The following is a 26,277-nucleotide window of genomic DNA, read 5'->3' as shown; positions in this document are numbered from 1 at the left end:
TCTATAAGGTCACGGATGTCCTTCGGACGTATTTGTCGGCAGCACTAGCTGCCGTTGACAGAGCGCCGGGGGGCCCACTGACTTTATAGACTTTATGGACTTTACAGACTCATTTATTAAACACCACATAAAACTCCCGCAAGTAAACCTGCTGCTCGGTCTGGCCCGTGTTCGTGAATCGGAGATATTTCACGGGAGAGGTTTCCCATTTACCATTCCAACGGTCACGAGTGTCCCGGGTTAAAGGCACTGTATGCCACGTCTCACCATCAGCGGATACTTCCATAAGTCCCCAGGTGATATCGTCTTTTATCCCAAGATCGATACGTGTACCGGGAATTAGGTAAGCCTCGTCAAATTCCAACTGGAAAGATGCTCCCGCCGGCCATTTCACGACTTCCAGCAACGGGGTAAAATGTATCCGGTTGGGATATACCTGTAAAGGAAGGTGATCCAGTTGCGGAATATTCGTGGTCTGCTTGCACGGGGAATAGTCAGCCAGCACAAGTAAATCAGTGCCGTTTTTCCGGTTAAAACGTTCCGTGGCCTCCGTGAAAATATCCAACACAAGAGGTTGCAATACTTTCGTCCCGGTCTTCACTCCCGGTTGATAAGGATTTGGGTTAAATTGGCGCTCCAACTCGTAGCTCCTTTTCCGTAAAGCCTTAACGTGATTATATTTCCGCAAGAACAACGCATTGTCGCCAACCTCCTCGGCTTTTAGCATAGTCAAAGCTTCTTGCCCGGCATCCCCTAAAATCTTGAACTGGTAGAGCCATGGGGTAATCTCTTTTATCAGAGCCTCATTCTCATCGTCTATCAACAGGAGATCAGCCGTTTCGGCTACCCGCTCGAATTCATCCCGCAAAACTTGGAAATCCCGCTCATCATAACGTCCCTCCCGATAACTCTTCATAAAACGTTCTGCCACGGGCTGGATCAGCACGGACTCTTCCCGACGGAAGCGATGAACATTTTCCCCCAAGTCGGAATTGTGCCGGGCAAAAACGGTAAAAGCATCCACGTTTTCCGGCATGATCGCACGGAGCGCCCGCTCCCATGACCGAGCACTATCATATTGTTGCATATTCCACGTATAATCAGCCACGCAATATATTGCCACCTTGGAAGCCTCGGCCCATTCCATGGGATTCGCCACGAATCCGGACACGCTTTTCGCTATCGTAGTCTCGTTACCGTACACCTCTCCCAGTAAAAGGTGATCCCGCACGTAATCGGAAACGGGGAAGTTCCACCAGATATAAGCCGGTCTTCGGATCACTTCCCGTACCCACTCGACATCTTCGAGGGTCATCGTGGCAATCACCCGATCACCCGTCCACATGATTTCCACGGAAGGATTCAACTTCGTACCCAAGGTCGTCAGGTAACCGCCTTCAAGGTTTACCCACGATTTGTTGTACTCGGTCGGGCACACAATCAAGGGAGTCACGTCCGGTTTCACCTGCACAAAATGATCGTCGATATAATTCAACAACTCCACCTGTCGCTCGGCTTTCGCTCCCTCCCCGGAAATATCATCAAAGAAAACGGCAAAAGAACGCACCCCCAAATCGTACATGTGCTCGAACTTGTCCATTAGCAAATCCCGGTCGGTCGTGTTCCATTGTATATCTTTCCCCGGATGAATAGCCCACACGAAATCAACCTCATTCTCATTCGCCACTTTCACCAGTTCCGCCAGACGGACCGCATCCTTTTCGGGATAAGGCTTCCGCCAGTTGGGAGAACTATGATAAGGATCATCCTTGGGACCATATATATAGGTATTCAATTTATTTTCCCCGTAAAACTGCAACTGTCGCAACCGGGCCTCGTGGCTCCAGGGCGTTCCGTAGAATCCCTCGACAACCCCACGGAAACGCACGTCAGGATAATCCCGGATCTCAACCTGAGGCAATTGATTATCCCGAAACAACTGCATAAAAGTACGCACGGCATAATACGTTCCCCGCTCATCATTCCCCGCAAGCGTGATTCCTTTCTTCGTTATCTCCAGATAATACCCCTCCAGCTGATTGGGAATCTGACATTTTCGGGCTTGCACGGCACGATCGCCCTTTTCCCCCACGTACAAGGGTAATCCTTTCGACGAGAGACAATCTCCCAAGAAGGCTTTCAACAACCTAATTGCTTGTGGATTAGCTTCCAATTCTCCTTCCAAGCGAAAAGAAACGGGAGTTATCACACCTTCTTCCTTCACGGTCATTTGCCGGGGAGTAGGTTGCACCTGAACATCTTGAGCCATGATTTTCACCTGTAACAACAAAAAACAGACGAAACACATCAGTAACTTTTCCATAATAAAACGTTTATTCGTAATTTTATAATAATTTAGTCATTATATAAGCCGGGCCAAACAACTCGGATTCCTCTTTTTCTTTCGAACTATACCCCATTTTTTCGTAAAAACCCACCGCTGTAAGGCTAGCGGACAGATGCACGAGGTGAACATGGCGACTCAAAGCAAAATCCTCGATCTGCCGCAGTAATCGTTCCCCGACCCGCCTTCCATGCACCTCCGGATCCACGTACAGGGCACACACCTCATCCCCTTCCAACCCGACTGTTCCCACGACTTTCCCGTTCTCCTCGGCTACAAACATAGCCCGGGTAGCCATCATGTCCCGAAGGTATGCAGGAGTAAACAAACCACACATATAATCAATCACCGAAGTCTCGTAATCCCGGCTATTCACAAACATCAAATTATTCCGGATCAGACGGGACACGGCTTCCGCATCCCGCTCGTCAAATTCCCTCACGATTATATCCATCATTTTCGATTCATCACGTTCATAATCTGAGTTCCCAAGCCAACCCGGTAACCTTGTGAAACGAAAACCACTTCACCTTCCGCATTCAACAAAACAATCAGAGGCAAGTTCTCTGCGTTTTGCAATTGCAAACAATCGCTTAAGCAACGAAGAAGGCTACCGTCCCGATCGCATCCCCACGCGATTGTCGAGGGGAAAGGACGGAAATCATCCCGTTTGAATTTTCCCTGATTCTCCGGATTACGGAACACGAAATATAACGGTATTCCCAACTGTTCAAAATCCCCTTTCATGCCACTCATATCACGTAACAAATGATTCGTGGGCTCTTTATCGGCTTCTATCAAAGCGATAGCCGTATATCCTTTCTCCGGGATACTCACATTCTCCAATTTCCCGGTTACTTCCGACATGTAAGACAATGGCAAAGAAACCTTCCCCAAAACTTTCGTTTCCTCCTCGCAAGCTTGGATATACATATCCAAATCCGTCTGCCTACCCGCCTCAACCTTGAAAGAAGTCAAGGTTGCCATCACCGCCCCGTCACCACGACGGTTGCCCGTGGAAAGGACATAGCTACCCTCTTCCAACTCTACCGGATTTGTAAATATTGTTTTGTATGAAGCCCCAACACCCATATCCACGTCGGCATTACTTCCCAGATCGATCGTGCGCACCCGTCCGTTCTCGATCTTTCCGATCGTGAAATTCAAGAAATATTTCGGATCTTTCACGGGTTCTCCCGCGTAATGTAACATCAGTTTACCCCTGGGAAGAGATTTTTCAGCCGTGAAATCAGCCGTGTGCCAATTCCCATCAATATAATATTCCGGTTTACCCGAGATAGTACTTAAACGAGCCGGTATTAGAAAGGTCCGGCAAACAGCCACGAAGAATATATCCCGGGATAACGCATCGGTTACTCCCGCCCGCAACACTCCAACGGGAGGAGTTGGAACTTTCGCCGGGTAATCGGTCACCCGAAACTCTCCTACCAGTCGCATGATTTCCCTTACCACAGCGCTCATCTCAATACTTCTGTCTGCAACTTCCAGTATTTTTTTCCCAAATGCCACGCGAATCGATTCCCGATAAGCCGTGATCAATTCATTCTGTATTCTCGGGTTCAATACATATTTCTGAAACATCCCGCTATCTATACCGGAATTCACTTGCACCAAATGCTGTAACCAAACTTCAGCCGGGGTGTCCTGCAAATCTTTTTCCGTCACGACATCCAACAACTGCATGGCCAACTCCTTATCCGGAGCCTGTCGAAACAATTTCTCGATCTCCAGATAATTTCCACGGGCCATTTCCACGTACCGGGTAAAACGAGCCGTATCGACCTTCAATTCTGCGGCGATTTCATGTGCCCGCCTTGCCGTCATGAATGTGGCGATATAAGCATTCCGCAAAGAATCCTCGTAAACAAACCGGTGATCATTCACGGCCCTTTCCTCGTCGGTTGTCAAGGCCTTGATATCTCTTTGTTCGGGCGGAACCAAGACAAATTGACCAGAAAAAGCGTCACCCGTCCTCTTATCCAATGTAATCACAAGGGTATCCTGCTGGTCCACGGGAAACCGGGCAAACCCGAGTTGTTCGCCTTTCGTGGCCCAAACCAGCAAATCACCTCGTGCCAGCGTTAAAACGGTTTCCCCTTGACTGTCGGAATAAAGAGTTACCACGGGATAAAATTCCCCGTAGTTAAATATCTTGTACTCTACTTTCGCATTCTCAACAGGCTGTCTTTCCCCGTCCAGTACTCGCACTACTGTTTTCTTGTTTCTCACCTCTTTAGCGTTCACCTCCAGACGAAATATCCCCGTTTGCATCACTCTTTTCTGCCCCACGTCCGTGTAATGTGAAGTCACGTTCACAATCGTCCCGTTGTCTCCCACGGAAACAATCTCCTCTCCCTCGCTTCCATCCTCTCCCCAGACTTTAAAACTACCATTCTCGTAAAGGAGTTTCTTCCCCCCGGTATATTTCCCGAACACCTCCGCTTCCACATACATCGCTCTTTGCACGGGCAAAGTGAACCACGCGATATTCAATCGAGGTTCCGGTTCACAAGCCCCAAGATATTTCCATTCACCATCAACCCAAACCTCGATCCAAGCGTGATTATCATCACAATGCGCCCAACGGGACGTGTATATCTGGCGAGCGGGAATACCCACGGCTCGCAACGCGGCCAGCGTGAAAACCGACTCTTCCCCACATCGTCCGTAAGCTCGTTGCCTCGTGGCCAAAGGTGAAGAAGTCCGGGCGTTGGTCGGTTTGTATATCACGTTCTCATGACACCAATGATTGACTTCTAGCGCTGCTTTCTCCATTGACCCGCAAGCTGCCACCCGTTCCTTCAACTCCTCGTAAAAAACCACCCGAGCCGAGTCCAGATTCTCTTTTCCCCCTCTCACCGGAAGCACGAAATGCCGGAATATTTCCTCGGGAACAGCCTTTCCCCAAGGCATTTCTTCCCGGGCGCGGAAAGCCAGACGTACATTTTCTAACAGAAACTCCCCTCCCGAAAAAGAGATATCAATCAAAGGCGAATAGGCATAAAGAAACATCAAAGCTTCTCGTTCCTTCACGGTCATGGAAGAATCAAATACTGCATACAAATTTCCAGGAATATTTCCCAAAATTTCTTGCTTCTTCTGAAAATCCTCTTCTACCATCTTCCGATAAGTAGAATCAGTTATAAAATGCTTTTCCTCGCACGCGTACAACAGCGGTATGACCAGTAATAAAAACAGAACACGTTTCATTTCATTTATTATTATTGAGTATTCATCCAATAAATTATTCCCCCAAGTACCAAAAGCCCCCAAATGACAGTGAACACGATTTTCAGGGTACTGTAAGGACGATTTCCAGTAACTTCCCCGGTTCTCCCGTTCACGAAAAAATGGTACATCTTTTTTCCATACGAATAAGAGGACATGTATACAGGCAACAAAATCAATTTGAACTTGATATTATCAAACCGGGTATCCCTTGATAATATCCGTTGCCTGTCGCCCCCGATATCCCGCCGAATAGCAGAATCAATTTCCGCTGCCATCTTGCCTTGAGCGATGTCAAAACCTTGTGTCAGATTAATAATATACTTTTCAGTCACGAAGCCACTCAAAAACCTATCATCCATTTCCACGAGGTTCTCCGTGTCCCAATTTTCAATTTCCGCCACGACTTGCGAGGCGATTAACTTGGAGGCGGGAACCATCACGTCATCAAAGAAGAGGGATATATGACCGCTACGAAATGTCCATCTGGTACGGGTCTCCGTGCGTCGATTCTTCCCCGTACCCACCGTAACGGTATAGGTAACCCCACGTTGCCCCGTGTACCCCGTTTCCGTTTGTGCATCATACGTCCAACAAGGAATATACACCCCTTGTAGATTCTCCGAACAACGAGCTCTTTCTTTCAGGTTATCAGGAGCGAACCATAACTTCCGCAACCAACGGTACAGACAAGCGTCAATCTCCTTACCGGAAACCTGAAACGGCAGCAAGTAAGACGGTTTAATCAACCGTTCGTAGTGAGCATCAGCTTCTATTAAAGGTGTGCCGCAATAAGGACACTCCATGGATTTCATATTTTCATCGAATGTAGATTCCGCACCACATTTCCGGCATTTGATCACATGCGTGTTCTGCGTGTTAATTTCCTCGAAATAGTGAATGTACTGCATGTAGTCCAATTCGTTGACATTCTCCACCACATTCGTCTCTATCGGGGTATCCGACCCGCAATACTCGCAATGCAAAAACGCCGTTCCCGGTTCATACTTCAAGGCAGCCCCGCAACATTCGCACTGATATGTTTCACTGGCTTTCCTGCTATTTTCCGATTCCTCCGTCATATTTTATCACTATTGGGGAAGCGGGGGAGGCATCAGCGTCCACAAACTTTGCAAATCCACTTGATTACCTGCCGGAACCCATTCAGACAATCCCTTTTTCCATACTAGAGACTCCCGATTTAACATCTGTTTTTCAACCAAATCCCCCAGTTGCACCAGATTATACGGCCCGGACTGTTGCCCGTCAATAGCCACGTAATACAGGACTTCTCCCGGTAATGGCGGGGGTGTATCCTGTTCGTTTTGCTTTCCCGACGAGTTCATCATATTCTGGGTCATCTGTTGGGCCATGGCGATACCCGCTCCAAGCCCCACCCCCATTCCTGCCGTCCCGGAAGGATTTTCGGCAGCAGCTTCCATAGCCTTGGCAGCCTTTAATTTGGTCAATTTATCCAAATCAATTTTCTCCAGACGACTAAGCTCGAATATCTCTTTTTTCACCTCGTCCGGCATGGAAATATTCTCTATCAAAAATTTGGTAACTTCCATCCCGTAAGCGGCAAAATCACCCTGCATATAACCAAATATCGTATCCGACAACTCGTTCAGGTTGGACGCATAACTCTCGATCGGTAAATTAGACTCTCCCGTGGCATCGGAAAAACGAGTAACTATAATGCTCTTCAACTGTTCGGCAATATTCTGGGTTGTAAACGATTGGTTCGTTCCCACGATTTCCCGGATAAAGACAGGAGCGTCCGTAATCTTGAACGAGTACATCCCAAAAGCCCGGATTTCAACCATACCAAATCGCTTATCGCTCAGAATGATTGCATTCTTTGTCCCCCATTTCTGATCAATAAAGTTTTTCGTGTTCACAAAATACACTTCAGCCTTGAACGGACTGTTGAAACCGTATTTCCATCCTTTCAGCGTACTCAATATCGGGAGATTCTCCGTGTTGAGCGTGTAGGTACCCGGAGAAAAAATATCCGCCACCTGTCCTTCATTAATAAAGACTGCCATCTGTCCTTCCCGGACAATGAGTTTTGCATTATTTTTTATCTCGTTACCATATCTCTCGAAGCGATACACGATTGTGTCCTGAGTATTATCCAGAAATTCAATAATGTCTATAAACTCACCTCTAAGTTTATCAAAAAGCCCCATGTATTTAATTTTAGTGTTATTATAAATCACCTCAAATATATACTTTTTTACAATGTTTTCCCGCGATATTGGTTCATAAAATATATAATGCAGTGCTATCGACATGCAAAATCCATAAAATCAGCGATATTTTCTAGACTACATTCATTGATAGCCTTGGCTATCGAGAACAAAGTGCCTGCGGGCGCGAATATCTTATAAACTTTATAGACTTTACAAACTTTCGACTAAAAAAGTTCACTATTTTCGCGTTATGGACTCTAAAGAACAAATAATCCGGGAATTCGAGGTTCAAACCGTCCCGCTAAGCCCGGAAACACACCGGCAACTAGCTGATATCCTCGTGCGTTTTGAACTGGAAAAAGGGGAAATCTTTCTTCGGGAAGGAGAAATATGCAAGTATTACAGCATCGTCGCACAAGGTATGATTCGTTTGTTCTACAACAAAGGCGGACGGGACCTCACAGAACATTTCTCCTACGAAAAAGGTATGTTCGTATCCCTGGAAAGTTATTTCCGTCAAATTCCCAGCTACTTGATTATCGAGGCTCTTGAACCCACGATCATATACTCCCTCCCGCACGACAAATTTCAATCTCTTATCCGGGTAAACCGTGAAGTGGAACACATGTATTGTAAAATGCTTGAGAACTCTTTGATCGAATCACAACAGAAAGCCGATGCCTGCCGCTTCGAAACAGCCAGAGAACGCTATCACCGCCTTGCAACGGAACATCCCGAAGTTGTGAAACGAGCCCCACTCATCCACATCGCCTCCCGCCTCGGCATGACTCCCGAAACGCTAAGTCGTGTGAGAGCTGGTCTGCTTTAGTAACTTTTCAACCCGGGTAAAGGTCTTTCCTTCCCATTTCCGACTGTTCCAGCGACGCACGAAGATAATCGCCCGGATATTCTCATCCAGCGTGAAAGCCACCCACATCCCGGCAAGTCCCCACCCAAAGGAGATTCCAAACACGTAACTTAACGCCGTTGCCACTCCCCACATCACGATCACCCCTGTCACGAAAGGATACGTCACATCTCCCACGGCATTCAACACGTTTACCGACAAGATGTTCACCGCACGCCCCACTTCCAACACGACATCTATGCAGAGGATCATCACCCCCATATAAATAATTTCCGGATTAGCCGTCAACATTCCAAAGATCAACTTACTGCAAGCTGCCGTGATCACCGCCACGCTAATCGACACCATGATAGAAAGCCGTAAACAATACTTCTGCAACACGAAAGCCGCATCCGCCCGATCACCTCCCACGAGATGCCCGACAAGAATAGCTGCTCCCTGCCCTAACGCCACAGAAAACACGTAGGAAAACAAAATAATATTCATCGCGTAAGTACGTGCGGTCAAGGCTGCCGTTCCCAGCATCACCGTAAAATACGTGATTACGACCTGCGACAAACTGTAAGAAACCTGCTCTCCCGCTGCCGGAAGACCGATATGCAGTAAATTCTTTAACTTATCCCACGGGAATGGCCTTACGGAAGAAAACGAAAAATGAGGTACCACCTTCCCAAAAGTAATATACAGAAGCAATACCAACGCCACCCCCCGGCAGGAAGACGTTGAAATTGCGGCCCCCACGACCCCCATTTGCGGCAACCCGAACTTACCGAATATTAAGGCGTAGTTCCCGATAATATTCAGTATGTTCATCAACAATGTCACCCGCATCGGGTAATACGCCTTGTTATGACTTCGCAACACGGCAGACATTGTCAACGCTATGGCTTGCAAGAAAGCAAAACCTCCCACGATCTGCATGTAGGCTAATCCCTCGTTCACCAACTCCGGTGACAAATCCATCATCTTCAGTAACGACTCCGCCCGGAAATACAGCAATGCGCTGGTCATTACTCCAATCAAAGTATTGAATAACAGAGAGACCCCGATCACCTGTCGCACGTTAGCATGTTGTGACGCCCCCAAATACTGGGAACACAGCACGGAAGTTCCCACCGTGGAAACCCCGAACACTAGAAATACCAGATTCAACAACTGGTTGACAACCCCCACGGCCGCCACAGTATCATCTGAATAACTACTAAGCATAAAAGTATCCATGGCCCCCAGTAACATGATTAGCAAGGTCTCCACGAATATAGGTCCCGTAAGTTGAAATAGTTGTCTGCGTAATGTTTTTTTCGGTTTCATCCAGCCTCCTTTTTTGCCGGGCACAAAAATAACACACCATATTTCACGTTGACTTGATCTACATCAAAAAGTTCATTATCAAGAAACACAAACCCGCTTGCATTTTGAAATGACATCTATCTCACGCCTCTCATCACGCTTATCGCATCAGCAATCGTACTGAAGGAACACATCACGTTTATCGCTATCGGGGGCGCACTTTTGATTATTTGCGGGGTGTACGTGGCGGAAAAAGGACTCCCCACACGTAAGAAAAAAGTATAAAAAAGGCGTCACAAATCATTGTAACGCCTCTTTATTATTTATAAATTGAACTTATTTGTCAATATCCAAAACCACCTCGTAAGTTGAATTCGGCTTAAACTCCGGATCGTAAACGATCAGGAAGTTCTCATCCACAGCGACTTTCCAGTTTTGTCCGGCAGCCAGGCGAGGATTATTCAATCTTTTGGGGAAGAAATAACTGAACGGTAAATCCAACACGTGTTCCTGTTTGAACTTATCACCTTTCATACGCTCCAGACTAAAATTCTCGTTGGTCTTGATCGTGATAACACATTTTTTCCCTTTAACCTTTGAAGTCACCGTAAAATCATTCTCTCCCGGCACCTCTTGCAAACGTACGTTCCACAACGGATCTCCGTAATAAGCTAACACGTCCCGGTCATGCCAAAAACCGATCTGATCATTAGTCGGTTGTCCTTTTATCGCTTCAGCTATCTTTTTCCCGGCAAGCTGGAATTCATTTCCTTCAAACGTGGGATAATTCTCTTTGATCAAAGAAGGATACCATTGATATTGCTGGAACAGGAAATCCTGTTGATTCATGTAAATAGCCTCGGCCAAAGAATAACGTCCCGGATTGGTCACCCAATACTTCAAACCACCCCAACCGTTACGTCCGTGCCAAGTAGTCACCACGTAACCGATCATCACAGTAGCATTACCGCCATTCATCCATGCGATAGCCATACTTTCCTTCGTGTTGTTCACGTTACCGATCAAGCAGTTACCCACGGCAAAATACACTTTACGTTTCCCGCTCTCCGGTACATCCCAAGTCACTTTTGTTTTATGATCATTAAAATACAATTTCCCGTCTTTCGCCCGGATGTCACCCGTAGAATAACGTACTTGTAAATCTTTCTCTGTAGCATGCCATGCAGTTACCACCAAATCCGGATCACACCAAGCATACAGGTCCGACAATTTCTTCAACCGCCCATCAACCGATACCTTATCGGTTTTCACAGCTTCGCCTTTACCTGTCTTCTCCCCCCACAATCCCAATGTCTGGTCATCCACCCAAGCGTAACGGTCAAACCACTTGGCACTTTTCAACTCCGTGATTGTAGCCAAAGCATTCTTTACGACCAAAGGTTCCGTGCTATTGTTCACCATTTTCATTGCCGCCCCCGCATCATACCCGGTAATAATTCCCCAAAGGAAATCCGCGAAAATATCCTCGTCGACCTCACGACTCATTTTATTCAAGTCGATCACGTAATCCCGGTTCAAATGTTCGGGTTTCTCCACTATCGCCACGTAACGAGGCTTCACCCGTTGAAGATCCCCCAAAAGTTCACGAGGCGCTTTCTCGTAGAAAAATACTTCGGCTCCATGCTTTTTCTTCAAAGCATCCACCACTTGCATCCATGCAGCATCCTGCTGTAAATCCTTGGATGCCAACACTACATACTCATTTCGGGCATTACCATGCGCTTTCTTTTTCTGAGCGCACAACGGTATCACCGAAATCATCAAACACAACAAAATTGATAATCGGTAAATTTGTTTCATCTCGCAATAAATAATATATAAAACACAAATAATTAAAGTTCAAATGTAATAATTTATAAACAGCCATTCTCCTAAAAAAATATTAAAATATAACCATATCTTTTGAATTTATTAGTAATACTCCCCTATTCCCAAAGTTTTACCAAAATAAAAATACCTCATACCCGTCAACAAGTTGTAACAGGCATGAGGTATAAGCTCCTAATAACAATAAGATTACCCTATTAAAAAGCTATCTGGATAAATTAGTCCGTTTCTACAATCGTTATTCATTTCTTATTCCTATTTTACGTTCAAAATCAGACTCAAAATAAGGAGTCTTGGGGGAACGATTCCAAGCATCTACAATTTTCCCTTCAGGATCAACCAGTATATAACGGGGCATCCCGTAAATACAATAGTTATTGATAAATTCCGTTCTTTGTGTCGAACGATAATGCGGGATTGAACGAGAAATATTCTTTTGGTCCAAAAGTTTTTTCCAGCCGATAGGCCCTAAATCCAACGAGAGGGTCAGAAAAACCACATCCTTGTCCCGGTAACGGACTCCTGTCCGGATGAATAAAGGTAAATCTTCCACGCAAACATGACATAGCGTGTTCCAGACATCCATAAATACATATTTTCCCCGGAAGTCGGATAACCGGTGCAAATTTCCTTTTTCGTCCTCCATTTCAAAATCGTATGCCACCTGTCCTTTCGTGATCGTCTTATATTTCTTACTCAGAGTTCGTACTTCTTGGAGTGTTACCGAATCAACAGAACATAATTCAAAATCCCATGCCAACGCTTCCGAGAGAAAAGAACTCCCGCTAAGTTGTATCATCATTTTATAATTGTATAATGCATAAGCTCTTCTCACCTTTTCGCTTTTTATATTATACAATACACTCGTGGATCGTTCGGCCATAGAAGTCCTCGGTGCTTTCCAATTATAATACGCCTCCAACAAACTCCTAATTTCAAAATCAGATAACAGATCCAAATCCGGAGAATCTATATTAAGATCGGAAATTCGCTTTTCCAATTCCTCTTTCAAGATTGCGGCACCTTCAACATCTTTCTGCGTGACGTAGCGTCCGAGGCTAGTCAAAACCCCCTGTTTGTTATACAAAAAAGCTTTTCCCCTAGAAATCGGAGCTGTCAAGGAATCCATTGAAACCTGAACTTGTTTTTCCAGATCCGAAAAACGTTCCATAAATTCTCCGGGAGGTAATTTTATACATTCAGGATTCAACAACGCATTATAATGATAAAAAAGTCTTTTCAATATAACTTCGTCCCGTTCGGAGAGATTTTGGCCCGTAATGGGAGTACTTCCCCATAAAATAGACAAGAGCAACCCGCACAATACAATATAATACTTCATTATTTCTATGATTTAATTCCAACCTCTTTGTTAAATATTTCCGTGAACTCCTCTTTGGACGGGGATATATGCCATGCATCCACGATGTTCCCCTCGGGATCAATCAACACGTAACGTAAAAGGACCCATACGGCATAGTCATCCATGAATTTCGACGCATTATCCGTACACCGCATATTTGTCATTTTTCCAAAGAACTCTTTATTCTTCATAAACTTGACCCATCCTTCCTGTCCCGGATTCAAAGCCATGGTCATAATGACGACATTCTCGTACTTTTTATACCGGTTTGCTGTCTCAATCAAAACAGGCATGGCTTTTACACATGGCCCACAAGTTGTAGACCAGATATCCATCAAAACATATTTTCCCCGGAAGTCAGATAACCGGTAAGTTCTCCCGTTCTCGTCCATCATGTTGAAGTCGGGAGCCGGTTGCCCTTTACTCAAGGCCTCTCCTTTCGCCTTCACCATATCGGCAAAAGCAAGGAGCTGAGAATCTCTCGCATAACATTTTACTTCCTTCAGCAACATCTTCACCGAATCCGAATAACCATAATATGCCATACCGGACCGCAAAATCGGCATCACGCTTTCCCGATGGAATGCATCACTTTTGGAATGTTTCAACACATAAGAAGCACGCTCAAATATAGATTGTCCCATCTTCAAATGTGCCATGTACCTTCCGTATAAATTAGACTCTTGTATATAAGGAAGTTGATCCACGTAAGGAGACTTCATATTCAACCCTTTCACCCGTTTGTCCAACTTTTTCTTCAACGCTTGATCGGTTTCATCAACATAACGTCCTAATGTATTCAATACATTTTTGTAAGAAACTAACATCGCTTTCTCTTTCAAATCTTTCGTCGGCAACGAGTCGATCATAGCCAATACAGCTTGATCCACCTTATCAAAACACAAAGCATACTCCGTGGCAGGCAACTTGCGTTTATCAGCCCGAAGCAAATCCGCATACATCTGGTCCATTTTCGAATAAAATTTCAGCTCTTCCGTTTGAGCTAATAATGGCATATAAAAAAACAGACTAATAAAAAGAACGAACAACAAACTACTGATTTTCATACAATTCTATTTTATGGATTATTTAAAAAGTTACGATCAACTATTTCCTTCACACACAAAAATGGGGACGGGAGATAAGGCTTTCCCAAAAGTCTTTTTCCACGAAACCTCTACCCTCTCCGGCTCCCCCTGTGTAGGGGGAGAGTTGATTACCAAGCGGTTTCCCCGCCTGTGTAAGGAGAGGCTAGAGGTGGTAATTACATATAAATTGACTTTCGAGACATCCCCAATCCCACACAACAATTTATATCTTCCGGAAATTTTACTTGACTACTTCAACAAGTTTATCACGTAATAGATTTCTCCTGATATTTTTAGCAACAATATTCCCTTCCCGATCCAACAAAACGATAAACGGAATCTGTTGAATTCCCAAAGCCTGCCGGATTTCCGAATTTTTCCATCCTTTTTTATCAAGCAAACTCATCCAAGGGATTTGTTCTTCTTCACAAGCCTTTTTCCACTTTTCTGTTGAATCATCAAAGGATATACTCACGAAGCTCACTCCTTGAGAAGCAAATTCTTCATGCAGCGTTTTCAAATTCTTCATTTCCTGCCGACAAGGGCCACACCAAGATGCCCAAAAGTCTAACACGACAAAATGTCCTTTCAGAGAATCAATCGTGATCAACTCCCCTTGTTCCGTTTCTGCCTGTATACCCGGACATGGAACTCCTAAGGCTGAATTTGCCAGTTCGTCAACACGTTGCTTTAATTCTTTGCCCTGAGTGGTCCGCTTCATAGCGGGAGAGAGAAGATCATACAATTCTTTCCCCTTTTCATATCTTCCCTGTGTTTCCATATTTGCAATATGAATAGAAAAGATATTATCCGGATGCTTCTTTATAAACTCCTTAGCCAACAGGTAACGTCTCTCTCCCAATTGCAGGATTTCACTCATCTTATCATCAGCCGTTTTCTGATCACCTTGCTGCAATATCTCCCGATAATCAGCTTGAAGTTTACCAAACTCTTTCTGGTATTTTTCTTTTACCAGCTGACTATATTCCAGTTCCAGATCATTCGCCTCTGAACCTTTTATATCAGAATTATCCAGCTGATTATACGAAGCTTTTACCTGTATATTCTCCCCGTCGAGGAAAAGAAATATCGTTTTTCTATTAACATTCAAGAGGTAACGCCCTTTTTCAGGTAACGCCCCTTTTAACGTAAACTTACCATTTTCGATAGGTGTTGAAAGTAGTATCGAATTATTCTCACCCAACGTACTCAAGTAAGCCTTTCCATATTTTATCCCCTCGATTTCTCCTTGAATGGTCACCGTATACCCCGAACGATCCGCACAAGCGATCAAGGATATTACGGATAACAATATCCCTATTCCAACCCATTTCATATTCATTGTCTTATTGTACATCATCACCGATAGCCTGCAAATCAATATTATACTCCTTCTTAAAATGATCGATCATGTAAGTATATTTCTTACGAATCATCTGCTTTTTATCTATATCCGGATGCAAAATACCACCAGGGGCTATCAATTGTTCATACGGAGTTGAGACGATAGCATTCACATACTGCTCCCAATCCCCGGCAATCGTCCTGTAACTATAATGTAAGATTCCGTACTCGTATTTATTAGCATTAGTTATAGCTGAGGAATTATAATCTGTTGCCGAAGTAAATAATGTAGTGCGCTTTATCAATCCCCGCTCGACAATTCCTTGTAAAAACTTGGCCACCGCTTCTGACTTGAAGGTATTTACCTGCCCCGCTGTCATTCGCTTCACCTCTGCATTCCCCCAATTAAATCCAATATAATCATATCCGAAGTAAGCATGGGTTAAGGTACGATCAAGTTCCGTCGGCATTCCCGAACCAGCTTTCACATAGTCAAATTTACTGGTTAATAACACCTTAAAAGGCATTACCCGATAGAGTAACGTATCTGAGAAATACTTAAAAAAATGATTCTCCAACAAATCCAATTGCCCTCCTACATAATTTTCATCAGCCACTTCTGCCTCATATCCGGCCTTACGTGCTTTCGTTGCCGTGTCTAACGTCCAACGAATATCAGAACTAATCGTCCAATAATAATCTTTCGCAACAAATTTATAATAAATCCGAGTATTATATTTCTCTGAAAGAGCCACGATCCGAGCATCATAATCATGATTTCCCTGGGGTAGAACATATAACCCGTCAAAAGTCTCTGGCTCTTCGGTTGGAGTAATATTGTCATCATTGTCACAACCAACGATCATTCCTACTAAAACTCCAAGCAATATCCATATATTTGTTTTCATACCTTTTCTTGTTAATATTTTACATCAAAAATTAGGTTCCAGATTGGGATTTCGATCCAATATATATTGAGGAATCGGTAACACATACTTCGAACTTTTCGCTTCCAACACGTGAGTTACCGGTTGTCCCGCTTCGAGCGTGAGTACATGAGTGATCTCCGGCATCCCGTAACGACGTAAATCAAACCAACGATGTTCTTCAAAAGTCAATTCCCGTCGACGTTCATCCATATAAAATTCCAATAAACTATTTCCTCTTTTATCTACATCCTGATACATCTCTGTACGGGTATCAAAACGACATGAACGCAAATAATTCAAGTCCTTTAAAGCTGCCTTTCTTGACTCTTCATCATTATTTTTCAAGTACAACCGGATATTTGCCTCGGCTCGATTCAAATAAGCTTCTGCCACTCGCATACCTTTCGAATTTCCGGTAATTGCCTTCTTGCCTGATTGTATTATCCTCTGAGTACCTTGCGCATAAGTACGGTAATAACATTCCTTTCTCAAATCTACCAAACCACCAGCATTGTCTTTTCCATACAAATCTTTCAGCTCTTGGGAAGCCTCATAAGCAACCGGGGGACTATACGGGTAAAAGAAAGTATCAAACTCGTTAGCTGACGAGTATCGCCAAATACACTCGGGACTAGCGGGATCAAACACACCCGTCCCGGTCATCCAACTAAAACGACCATCAGCCATAACAACATCCGATAAATTCAAAAGTATCGGGCTACGTCCGATCACGTAATCCGCTTGTTTTATAACCTGCTCCCATTTTTCCTGATAAAGATATAAACGTGACAACAAATTGTGAACCAACAGATCATTTGCCTTGAACAAGTTATTATTCTGCCCGTGTTCATCCATTAAAGGAACTGCTTCCAACAAATCTTTCTCGATTTGGGAATACACTTGTGCCATAGTCGCCCGCCGGGGAAAATCATCTTTCACGGCAGAAGATAAAATCAAGGGTACGCCAAGTTCTTTCGAACGATCAATACCTTCGGCATTATACGGCTTCGCATATAAATTCACTAACATAAAATAATAATATGCTCGCATAGCCAGCGCCTGCCCTTTCACGTTACTTTTCTTACCCTTGTCTCCAATCACCGCATCAATATTATCTAACACCACGTTACATCCCATAATCCGAGAATAGTAATATTCCCACGTATTCACTGCGGTTGTCGTATTTGCCGCCATTTGTTCATACATATCCGATTGCCAGGTAAACACGGCCGCTCCTGTAATCAATGCTTTCGTCTGAGAAGCAACACTGGGATAGTTACTATCGACATCATCCGTCAATAAATCCAGATAAGATAAAACCCGCGTAATTATAGGATACGCCTCCCCGACCATTAACTGTTCCAAATCATCTGCCGTACTCGGCACAATCTCATCCTGACTGTATTCATCCAAAAAACCACTACAACCGATACCGATCGTCATCATGAAAAAAATCACTATATAATTTTCTATATTTCTCATACCATCAAATTTATTTAGAAACTAACATTTAATCCCAGTGAAAAAGTCTTCACTATAGGCTGAGAGCCTGTTGCCACTTCCGGGTCTACCCCCTTATATTCGCTACTCACAATAATAAACGGATTAGTTACCCCAGCCGTCAAAGCCAAATGCGTCAGACGCAAACGTTTTACAATTGATTCCGGAAATGTATAATTTAACGATATATTATTACAACGGAAAAAAGAACCGTTCACAACCCGGATATCACTATAGTTATACATCCGATAAAGATATTCCGAACCAACCACGGAAGTAGTGGGAGCACTTCCTCCCACAGACGGGTAATTAGGAATATTCGTGACTTTCTCATCCCCCGGTTTCTTCCAACAATCAACCATATCCTTAGAAAGATTTAAATACGCACTCGGCACATCAACTTCGGTTCCCGAGGGAAATAAATCATCCAAGAAACGTTTACTCCCGATGTTCACGTTAAAAGAAGCTGATAATGTCAATGTCTTGTAGCGGAATGACGTGGATATACCTCCGGCAAAATCCGGATCAAGAGTTCCGGCATATTTCAAAAAGACAGTAGCATCTTTAGCAGCTTCCGGCATTTCTTCCTTGGACGGCAGATAAAAAGTAGGTCGTCCTTCATTTGTCAAACCTGTAAATTCGAATGCCCAAATTGATGACAAAGCATAACCATCTTTCACCAAGCTACCACTAACAGCCGTACGCCAATTTTTATTTTGTTCCGTTTGGGAATCCATCTTGTTATAATTTTTAGACGTGTTGAATGACAATGTCCACAAAAAATCCCGAGTTCTTACCGGAGTCATGGCTATGCTCAATTCCCATCCTTTATTATACAAATTTCCCCCGTTGATAGGCATGGAATTAACTCCATACTCGTAGGCAACCTCTTTATTCAAAATAACATCTTCTGTCTTTTTGTGATAATATTCCGCCGTTACCATTAATCTGTTTTTCAACAATCCGATATCTATTCCCAAATTCACGGTCTTTGTTTTCTCCCACCGCAAATCGCCATAAGGTAAGGACTTTACTTTTAACTGGAACTCCTTCGTATAATATTCCAACCCCATGATCTTAGCCACCAAATTAGGACCATAATTCTCGGCGACATTCCCCTGCCAACCGTAAGTAGCACGAAAACTCAACTCGTTAAAAAGATTTTGAGAATGCATCCAAGATTCGTTCACAACATGCCATACCCCTCCAATCGACCAGGTCGGTAAGAAACGATGCTTCGTATCCTGTCCGAAACGATTAGATGCATCACTCCGGATACTTCCGGTAACTACATAACGTTCAGCAAAAGAATAAGTCAACGAACCAAAATAAGACATGTAATTTGACTTCTTATCGACAATATTATTCTTTATAAACAGGGTATATATGGGATTATCATATTTAGCTGTTCCTATCGTATACTGCAAAGGAGGTAAAGTGACCGTTTTGCCTCGATCCGGGAAATAGCCGTAAGTAGTGGCACTCGTCCCGTCATATTTGGAACTACGACATTCAAACCCGACAAACACGCCTAACCGATGACGTTTAAATACATGATCGTAAGCAAGCGTGTTTCTCCAGGTCACTGTCAAATTCTGATCATTAGTCGTGTTCAATTCTCCCCCGTGAGGTAATTGCGATTTTTTATATTCTGCCGACTCCGAGCTGAAAAGCCCGTAATCATATCCCCGTTTCTGCGCTATATAAAAACTACGCTCCGAAGCATACGATTCTCCCGTTGTCCCGCTATACGTCAAACCTAAAAGACTCTCGAAATTCAAGCCTTCCAATATGGTATATCTCAGGTTTACCGTTGTCCCCAGACTCTTTTTATTATTCTTGTTCCCAGTATTTTCCAACTCATTCAACACATTATAGGAAAGCATTCCCGTACTATTCTTTGACGGGTAAAAAAAGTGGGTTCCATCCTCGTTAAAACAAGGTATCGCCCGGCTAGTCGTTCTGGCATACTGATACGGATTTACCACGTAGAAACCATTTGTCTCCGAATAATCCCCATTCAACTGGGCATTAACAAGCAATTTATCATTCAACCGAAAGGTCATTTTCATAAGCGAATTATACGATTGCTGATCATTTCCTTTTGCCGCTCCTTTATTTTCGGAGACACCCAAAGACCAATAATAAGTTATTTTATCCGTTCCCCCGGATATACTTAGGCTATGATTATGACTAAACGGATTACGATACAAAAGGTCAAACCAATCCGTGTTTACCTCTTCCAAACGTTTCACTTCCGCATTAAACTCATCGTAAGTTACTTGCTTATTCAAAAACTTTTTCAATACTCCCTCATACCCGACATCCTCTAAGGTTCTTCCATTATACACCAATCGTTGATTGTATATTTCCCTTGAAGCCTCTATTCGTTGTTGCGAATTCATCAGATGCATCTTGTCATACGTCAACCGGGAAGAGATTGAAAAATTACCGCTATAATTTACAGCCATTCTCCCTTTACTACCTTTCCTCGTTGTTATCACAATTACCCCGTTGGCAGCTTTTACCCCATACAATACTGTCGCCGCCGCATCTTTCAACACCGTAATATCTTCAATATCATTGGGATTTAACCAACTAATGGCATTACCGACAAAGTTACGCACCATGTCAAAATTATCATTAGATATTGCCCCTGTTGACGAGAATTCCTGTGCCTTAAAAGGTAAAGGATCTTCCTGTATTATCCCGTCTACCACCCAGACAGGTTCCTGATTACCAAGAAGTGTAGATGTTCCCCGCACTCGTACTTTCTGACGAGCACCAACTAAGCCGCTTGTGTTATTTACCACGGCTCCGGCAATCTTTCCCTGTAACATCTGCTCAAGACTATTTGTCCCGTTAAAAAACAATTCATCCCGTCGCACTTTCTGTGCAGATCCCACCATATCTGTTTTGCGAATATTCTGGTAACCGGTCACAACCACCTCTTCCATAGACTTCACGTCTTCCTCCATAGTGACATTTATCACGTCTTTGCCCGTGTACTTGACCTCTTCTCGTTTCATGCCCACAAATGAAAATACCAACACGACATTCTCTTGCTTAGGAATAAAAAAAGAATAATTACCTTCAGAATTTGTTGTTACTCCCGTCGTGGTTCCTTTCAATAAAACAGAAACCCCAGGCAAAGCACTTCCATCTTTTCCGACAACCTTTCCCTGAACAAGTATCATCTCCCGTCCTTCATGCTTCTCATTATCCCGACGAATAATCACATGCTTATCCCGAATCTCATAAGTTAAATCGGAACCTTTCAAACAATACTCTAAAATTTCCCGGATGGTAGCATCCTTGAATGTATAATCCTTCAAACCAATTTTCCGTATCTCTTGCGGATTATACACGAAAGAATAATCGCTATTCTTCTCGATATGAAGATAGACCGCACTTACCGATACATTTTTAAGTTCAAACGTAAATCGTTTTTCTTGAGCGAAATTTCGCACAGGAAAGTTTATTAAAACGATTAGCAACGAGACTTTCATGAATACTCCAAAAAGTCTCAACTTTTCTCGCGAACAGAACCCGCTTTCTCCATTTTTTTTCATAAATTTGTACTTCAATTAATTGTTAATTAATAATTACTTGTGGGGAATTTGGGTGGTGCCGGTTCCCCGCAGTATTTTATTGGCCAATTTCTTTTACTGTAATTACTCGTCCTTTTTGTGAAAAATGAATATCTCCCGTATTAGATAATATATCCAGAATCACACTTATATCATCGTACTTTTTCAATCTTGCCGTCAAGCGTATATCGGAAACCGTGCTATTCGCAAAGAAGCAATCAAAATCATACCATTTTGCCAACTCTTTCATAATCTCCCCCACGGTTACCTCGTTAAACACGAAATAGCCATCTTTCCAGGATGTAAAATACAAGGTCTCCACATTTGTTACTTTTGTTCCGTCTTCATCTATAATCACCTGTTGCCCGGGGAGAATGATAAATGATTCATTCGTAGAATCACACACGGCGACCCGTCCCCGTACCAAAGTCGTCTGGTTCGCCTCTCCTTTATAATCCCGAACGTTAAACTCGGTTCCTAACACGGTGATCACAGAACGGGATGTTTTCACCGTAAAAGGAGCCGTCTCATCATGAATGACATCAAAATAAGCCTCACCCGTTAATTCCACTTCGCGTTCATTTCCGACAAACCTTTCCGGATAACGTAATCTAGAACCGGCATTCAACCACACTTTTGTTCCATCCGACAATACTAACTGAAATTCTGCTCTTGTCGGGACCTCCATTACATTGTACACTAATTCGGAAGAAGTAGCATCACCTTCTACTTCATAAGAAACCCCCATCGTCCTATCTACCCGAATTCGAGCCATGTTACTCTGCAATAGCGTATCTTGTCTATCCAACTCAACCTGAACTCCCGTTGATAACGTCAAGAGAGCACGATTTGTCCCTCCAGTTATAAACTCCTGCCCAAAAGAAGATTCCACATGAGACTCGTTATTCGTATACAACATCACGACACTTGCCATCACAAATATCGCAATTGAAGCTGCAATTGAAATTTTCCCGATACCCCGATATTTTTTAACTCGTTTTCTTGTTTTCACTCGATCAAACGCTCGCTCTATATCTAATTCCTTGCGTACCTCTATTTGGTGTTCAAAATTCTTTTCGTCCTGCAATGATATAAATAAACGTTTATTTTCATCCGATTCTCCCAACCATTCATCCAACCGGACTAATTGCTCCGGAGTCACCTCGCCTTTCATAAACGCAACAATAATATCCGCTATTTCAAAATTTTTATCCATCACGTTGTTTTCTTATTCATATTAATAACTCACAACTCCGGGAAAAGGGGTAAAAGAAAAAAGAAAAAAAATAGCAAAAAAAACAAGGCAAAAAAACAGATATTTACTTGCGTAAATAAAAAAAAACTCTAAATTTGTCTTTTACAAATGGGAGTGGTGAATTTCGTTGATAATGGATGACTTGCGTAACATATATAGGGAACATCAATATAAAATTCTGTTCAAAGAATTTTACCCTTCACTTGTGCAATTCGCTTTCCAGCACATCAGCAACCACGAAGCCGCAGAAGACATCGTGCAAGAGATATTCGTATACCTTTGGGAAAAACAAATCAAATTTGATCACGAACTGGCCCTTCGCACTTACTTGTATCGCTCCACTCAAAACAGGTGCTTTACCTACCTCCGGGATCGCAAGATTCAACAACGTCACGAAAAACAAATCACAAGTAATTGGCAAGAAGAAGAGGAACCAACTGTGATAAACAATCTTATTCAAGAAGAAGTATATCGACAACTCCTTGCTTCTATCGATCACTTACCTCCACAGTGCAGAAAAATCTGTTTGCTCACCCTGGAAGGCAAGAAACCATCCGAAATAGCAAAACAACTGGATCTAGCCGTAGACACCGTGAAAAAACAAAAACAGATTGCCCTAAAACGCTTGCAAGATGAATTAGGAACTCTAACCACATGCTCTCTGTTCTTACATTTATGGTTGTCTTAAAACAAAAAATACCTGACCTCATTTTCACAAGGTCAGGTAATAAAGACAAACAAAATTCCTAATATTATTTCAAAAGAACCTTAGCAATAAATTCTTCCAATTCCTTTCCTCTCAAATCGGTCCCGATAATTCGATTATCTTCATCCAATACAATTATACATGGAATACCACTCACTCCATATAATTTCGCAGCCGCACATTCCCAGCCCTGTAAATCCGACACGTGAATCCATGGCAAACTATCCTGTTCTATCGCCTTCACCCAAGCCTCCTTCTTCATGTCTAAAGAAACACTAACAACCTCAAGATCAGAATTATGATACTTATCATACAATCTTTTCACAGTAGAATTTTCCTCCCGACACGGTCCACACCAAGATGCCCAAAAATCAAGAATCTTAATCCTTGCCTTAACAGCATGCAAGGCCAAAGATTTACCATCCGGGGTATTCAACGTGAAATCCGGTGCTATTGAACCGACTGCAATCCTCCGTTCTCGCTCCACGTAAACTTTCAACTCTCTTCCGATTACAGAATTCCGTGCAGTATCCCCCAATAATTCAAATTTTTGTATCAACTTTTTTTTACGAACAAGCTCTTTTAAATGTCCCCGTACCAAAGCCGCAGAAACAATATTATTATTCTCTCGAATAAAAAGATTCTCTTTATAATCATAAAGCGAATCCAAATTATCCATCCGGGCACGCACGGTTAAGACTCCGAAAAGGCTATCAGCCTCTACACTCTTTTTATACTCTTCGCACAACACTCTTCTCTTTGCTTGTATAGAATCTTCTACCTCTTTCTTAAATTGTTCTCGTAATGCTTGAAGTCGTCCCCCCGTAAGTTCAAAAATAGTTGGATTGCTCATATCCGCATCCAAAACAAACTCCATATTTTCAAGAAAAAAAGGAATTTTAAAATCACCTTTATCTGCCTGTAACCAAGCAAATATCGGTTCCTGAACATATCCTCGCATTTCAAACATTCCATTTTTCACTTCCACAGAAATTAAAGTATCAACCTTCTGTTCTGTATCTAATGTCATTAAAAACATTTTCCCCGAAAAATGTTTCAAATCTCCTTTAATCACATACCCTGGGGTCGTGTGACAAGCACACACGACTCCCATAATAAAAAATAAATATTTAATATTCATATTACTTATCTCTTTCTCTATATGTAACATCCACAATTTTACCCAACCCCATGTGTTCCTTCTTCTGCACTAAATCACCCATCAAATTAGGCACATCATACATTCTAACAATCCCACAACCATTTTCGTCTTTATCTTCCACGTTTGTAGCTACCAACAATTGATAATTTCGAGCTCTTTCCCAATCTTTATAAGCCTCCCAAGCCACAAAAGCAGTAAATTTAATCACCTGTATCGTTTCTCCCGGGAACGAAAGTACCTCTTTCGCTTCCCTATCCGGATGTGACATATCAAATTGGTACACTTTATTATCCACAGCATAAAATAAATAAGGATACATGTGATGACAAGCAAATTGTTTCACTCGATCCAAATTGGGTCCAAAAACTTCACCGTAATATTCTTGCGTATTCTTTCCCGAAGCATTTAAAATAATCCCGTAAAAAAAGTATTTCCCGGTTCGGGGATCTCGCAGAATAGCATAATTATAACCATTTTTAGTCGATTCTAAATGTACCATATCCTGCCCTGTTTGTGCACTAAAAAGTTGAGTTCCATTAAACTTCATCACAGAAGGATAAGAAGCACCATCAATAACTTCCACAAATTGTTTATTAGTCTCATCATACATCATAACAGAAGGTCCGCTATACGTGGAAACATAATTCACGCCCACAAAAGGTGCCGCAACAAAAGGAGTTTTCCCCTCCAACTTGTTAATAGGAAAATCAAATATACTTCCCCAAATTTTCTTGTCATTCAAATACGCATCCCCATTTTTATCTACAACTATCCAATAACTTGTTTGACTCCCGAATTGAGAGATTCCTGATGCTCTCACCTCCACTTTTTCCGGTTGTGCGCCAAATTCCCATCGGAGATTATTATCTTCTCCCACGTGTAAATCCAGCTTATCCATATTATAAGTTCCTTTTTCGGATATAAACAATCTAGCACTTCCCCCTCCCGTACGATAACTATTGATTAATTTAATCGGTTTGCCTGTCCTAAAATTAAGCTCTTGCCACAAATCATGAGCTATCATATCCTCATTCTCGTTCACATTAAATATAATATCCAACCGGGATTCCCCTCCTTTATCACACAAAACCATCCATCCCTCACTCGTTAAAGTTCTTACTCGCAAATAGAAATTTTTATACCAAGATATTCCATTTCCCGGATCCGACACGATAAAAAAGCCTCGATACGTCCCAGCCTTCTCGGTGATAGGAAGTATCAAATTTTTCTCTTGACTAACCACGTAATCTATCGTGTCGCCATCAACATTTACATCCGCAGTCGAAGGTATTAATTTCCATGTGAACTGATACCGCTCATGATCGTCATTATACCAAGGGGATTCTATCTCCGGATAAATCTTCAATGAATCCACGAAAGCTATCTTCTCATAATACACTTTATCCTCTATTCCCGAGATCTTCAGTTCATTAATCTCCTTATAATCGTAATTACCTTTATCATCATAACATGATATAACGCACCATGCCAAGGCAAGAAACAACAAATACTTATATTTCATAATCACCATTTTACAATTTTCAAC

At 42.8% G+C, this 26,277-nt stretch carries 19 protein-coding genes; 3 read left to right on the top strand and 16 right to left on the bottom strand.

Annotation, left to right across the window (positions count from 1 at the left end):
• Positions 1-109: 109 nt before the first annotated feature.
• The 5 genes from DWW52_RS10875 to DWW52_RS10855 are packed head-to-tail and all read right to left on the bottom strand — an operon-like array spanning position 110 to position 7,785.
• A complete protein-coding gene (locus tag DWW52_RS10875) occupies positions 110-2,323 on the bottom strand; it encodes a beta-N-acetylglucosaminidase (RefSeq protein ID WP_118715531.1) in 2,214 nt (737 codons plus the stop codon).
• Between the two features lie 22 nt (positions 2,324-2,345).
• A complete protein-coding gene (locus tag DWW52_RS10870; protein ID WP_118715530.1) occupies positions 2,346-2,801 on the bottom strand; it encodes a GNAT family N-acetyltransferase in 456 nt (151 codons plus the stop codon).
• Positions 2,798-5,575, bottom strand: a complete 2,778-nt coding sequence (locus DWW52_RS10865; protein ID WP_118715671.1) for a transglutaminase family protein — start codon at positions 5,573-5,575, stop codon at positions 2,798-2,800. Before DWW52_RS10865 ends, DWW52_RS10870 begins: the two co-directional genes overlap by 4 nt.
• Before the next feature lie 11 nt (positions 5,576-5,586).
• Positions 5,587-6,675 carry a hypothetical protein gene (locus DWW52_RS10860; RefSeq protein ID WP_118715529.1) on the bottom strand — a complete coding sequence of 363 codons (1,089 nt, stop codon included), beginning with the start codon at positions 6,673-6,675 and terminating at the stop codon, positions 5,587-5,589.
• Between the two features lie 9 nt (positions 6,676-6,684).
• Positions 6,685-7,785 carry an SPFH domain-containing protein gene (locus DWW52_RS10855; protein WP_118715670.1) on the bottom strand — a complete coding sequence of 367 codons (1,101 nt, stop codon included), beginning with the start codon at positions 7,783-7,785 and terminating at the stop codon, positions 6,685-6,687.
• A gap of 253 nt (positions 7,786-8,038) precedes the next feature.
• Between DWW52_RS10855 and DWW52_RS10850 the strand changes: the two genes are divergently transcribed.
• A complete protein-coding gene (locus DWW52_RS10850; protein ID WP_118715528.1) occupies positions 8,039-8,617 on the top strand; it encodes a Crp/Fnr family transcriptional regulator in 579 nt (192 codons plus the stop codon).
• On the opposite strand, the gene DWW52_RS10845 is transcribed toward DWW52_RS10850, so the two are convergent.
• Positions 8,588-9,967 carry an MATE family efflux transporter gene (locus DWW52_RS10845; RefSeq protein ID WP_118715527.1) on the bottom strand — a complete coding sequence of 460 codons (1,380 nt, stop codon included), beginning with the start codon at positions 9,965-9,967 and terminating at the stop codon, positions 8,588-8,590. The genes DWW52_RS10850 and DWW52_RS10845 overlap by 30 nt on opposite strands.
• Before the next feature lie 114 nt (positions 9,968-10,081).
• Here DWW52_RS10845 and DWW52_RS21310 point away from each other — a divergent pair, with 114 nt between their 5' ends.
• On the top strand, positions 10,082-10,231 hold the full coding sequence (locus DWW52_RS21310; RefSeq protein ID WP_255418986.1) for an EamA family transporter: 150 nt from the start codon (positions 10,082-10,084) through the stop codon (positions 10,229-10,231).
• Between the two features lie 51 nt (positions 10,232-10,282).
• Here DWW52_RS21310 and DWW52_RS10835 read toward each other — a convergent pair whose 3' ends face one another.
• The 8 genes from DWW52_RS10835 to DWW52_RS10800 form a co-directional block, all read right to left on the bottom strand.
• On the bottom strand, positions 10,283-11,767 hold the full coding sequence (locus DWW52_RS10835) for a hypothetical protein (protein ID WP_233556837.1): 1,485 nt from the start codon (positions 11,765-11,767) through the stop codon (positions 10,283-10,285).
• A gap of 265 nt (positions 11,768-12,032) precedes the next feature.
• Positions 12,033-13,136 carry a TlpA disulfide reductase family protein gene (locus tag DWW52_RS10830; RefSeq protein WP_118715526.1) on the bottom strand — a complete coding sequence of 368 codons (1,104 nt, stop codon included), beginning with the start codon at positions 13,134-13,136 and terminating at the stop codon, positions 12,033-12,035.
• A 5-nt stretch (positions 13,137-13,141) separates the two neighbouring features.
• The gene (locus tag DWW52_RS10825; protein ID WP_118715525.1) at positions 13,142-14,224 is read right to left on the bottom strand and encodes a TlpA disulfide reductase family protein; all 1,083 of its coding nucleotides are present in this window, start codon (positions 14,222-14,224) and stop codon (positions 13,142-13,144) included.
• 262 nt (positions 14,225-14,486) lie between these two features.
• Positions 14,487-15,581: a TlpA disulfide reductase family protein gene (locus DWW52_RS10820; protein ID WP_158582569.1), complete on the bottom strand. Its 1,095-nt coding sequence runs from the start codon at positions 15,579-15,581 to the stop codon at positions 14,487-14,489.
• Between the two features lie 10 nt (positions 15,582-15,591).
• Positions 15,592-16,497 (bottom strand): hypothetical protein, encoded by a 906-nt coding sequence (locus DWW52_RS10815; protein WP_118715523.1) that lies wholly within the window; start codon positions 16,495-16,497, stop codon positions 15,592-15,594.
• 24 nt (positions 16,498-16,521) lie between these two features.
• Positions 16,522-18,000, bottom strand: coding sequence for a RagB/SusD family nutrient uptake outer membrane protein (locus tag DWW52_RS10810; protein ID WP_118715522.1), 1,479 nt, complete (start codon positions 17,998-18,000; stop codon positions 16,522-16,524).
• A gap of 14 nt (positions 18,001-18,014) precedes the next feature.
• Complete coding sequence (locus DWW52_RS10805) at positions 18,015-21,590, bottom strand: SusC/RagA family TonB-linked outer membrane protein (protein ID WP_118715521.1); 3,576 nt, start codon at positions 21,588-21,590, stop codon at positions 18,015-18,017.
• Positions 21,591-21,666: 76 nt separating this feature from the next.
• Positions 21,667-22,824, bottom strand: coding sequence for a FecR family protein (locus DWW52_RS10800; RefSeq protein WP_118715520.1), 1,158 nt, complete (start codon positions 22,822-22,824; stop codon positions 21,667-21,669).
• Between the two features lie 172 nt (positions 22,825-22,996).
• On the opposite strand from DWW52_RS10800, the gene DWW52_RS10795 reads away from it, so the two are divergent.
• Complete coding sequence (locus tag DWW52_RS10795) at positions 22,997-23,551, top strand: RNA polymerase sigma-70 factor (RefSeq protein WP_118715519.1); 555 nt, start codon at positions 22,997-22,999, stop codon at positions 23,549-23,551.
• Positions 23,552-23,615: 64 nt separating this feature from the next.
• Here DWW52_RS10795 and DWW52_RS10790 read toward each other — a convergent pair whose 3' ends face one another.
• Both DWW52_RS10790 and DWW52_RS10785 read right to left on the bottom strand, forming a co-directional pair.
• A complete protein-coding gene (locus tag DWW52_RS10790; protein WP_158582568.1) occupies positions 23,616-24,710 on the bottom strand; it encodes a TlpA disulfide reductase family protein in 1,095 nt (364 codons plus the stop codon).
• A gap of 1 nt (position 24,711) precedes the next feature.
• On the bottom strand, positions 24,712-26,253 hold the full coding sequence (locus DWW52_RS10785) for a PKD-like family lipoprotein (RefSeq protein ID WP_158582567.1): 1,542 nt from the start codon (positions 26,251-26,253) through the stop codon (positions 24,712-24,714).
• Positions 26,254-26,277 lie beyond the last annotated feature (24 nt).

Source organism: Odoribacter sp. AF15-53 (genome assembly GCF_003479425.1).
GTDB lineage: Bacteria > Bacteroidota > Bacteroidia > Bacteroidales > Marinifilaceae > Butyricimonas.
The sequence above is the reverse complement of the archived record's forward strand: the minus strand, read 5'-3'. Positions and strand labels throughout refer to the sequence as shown.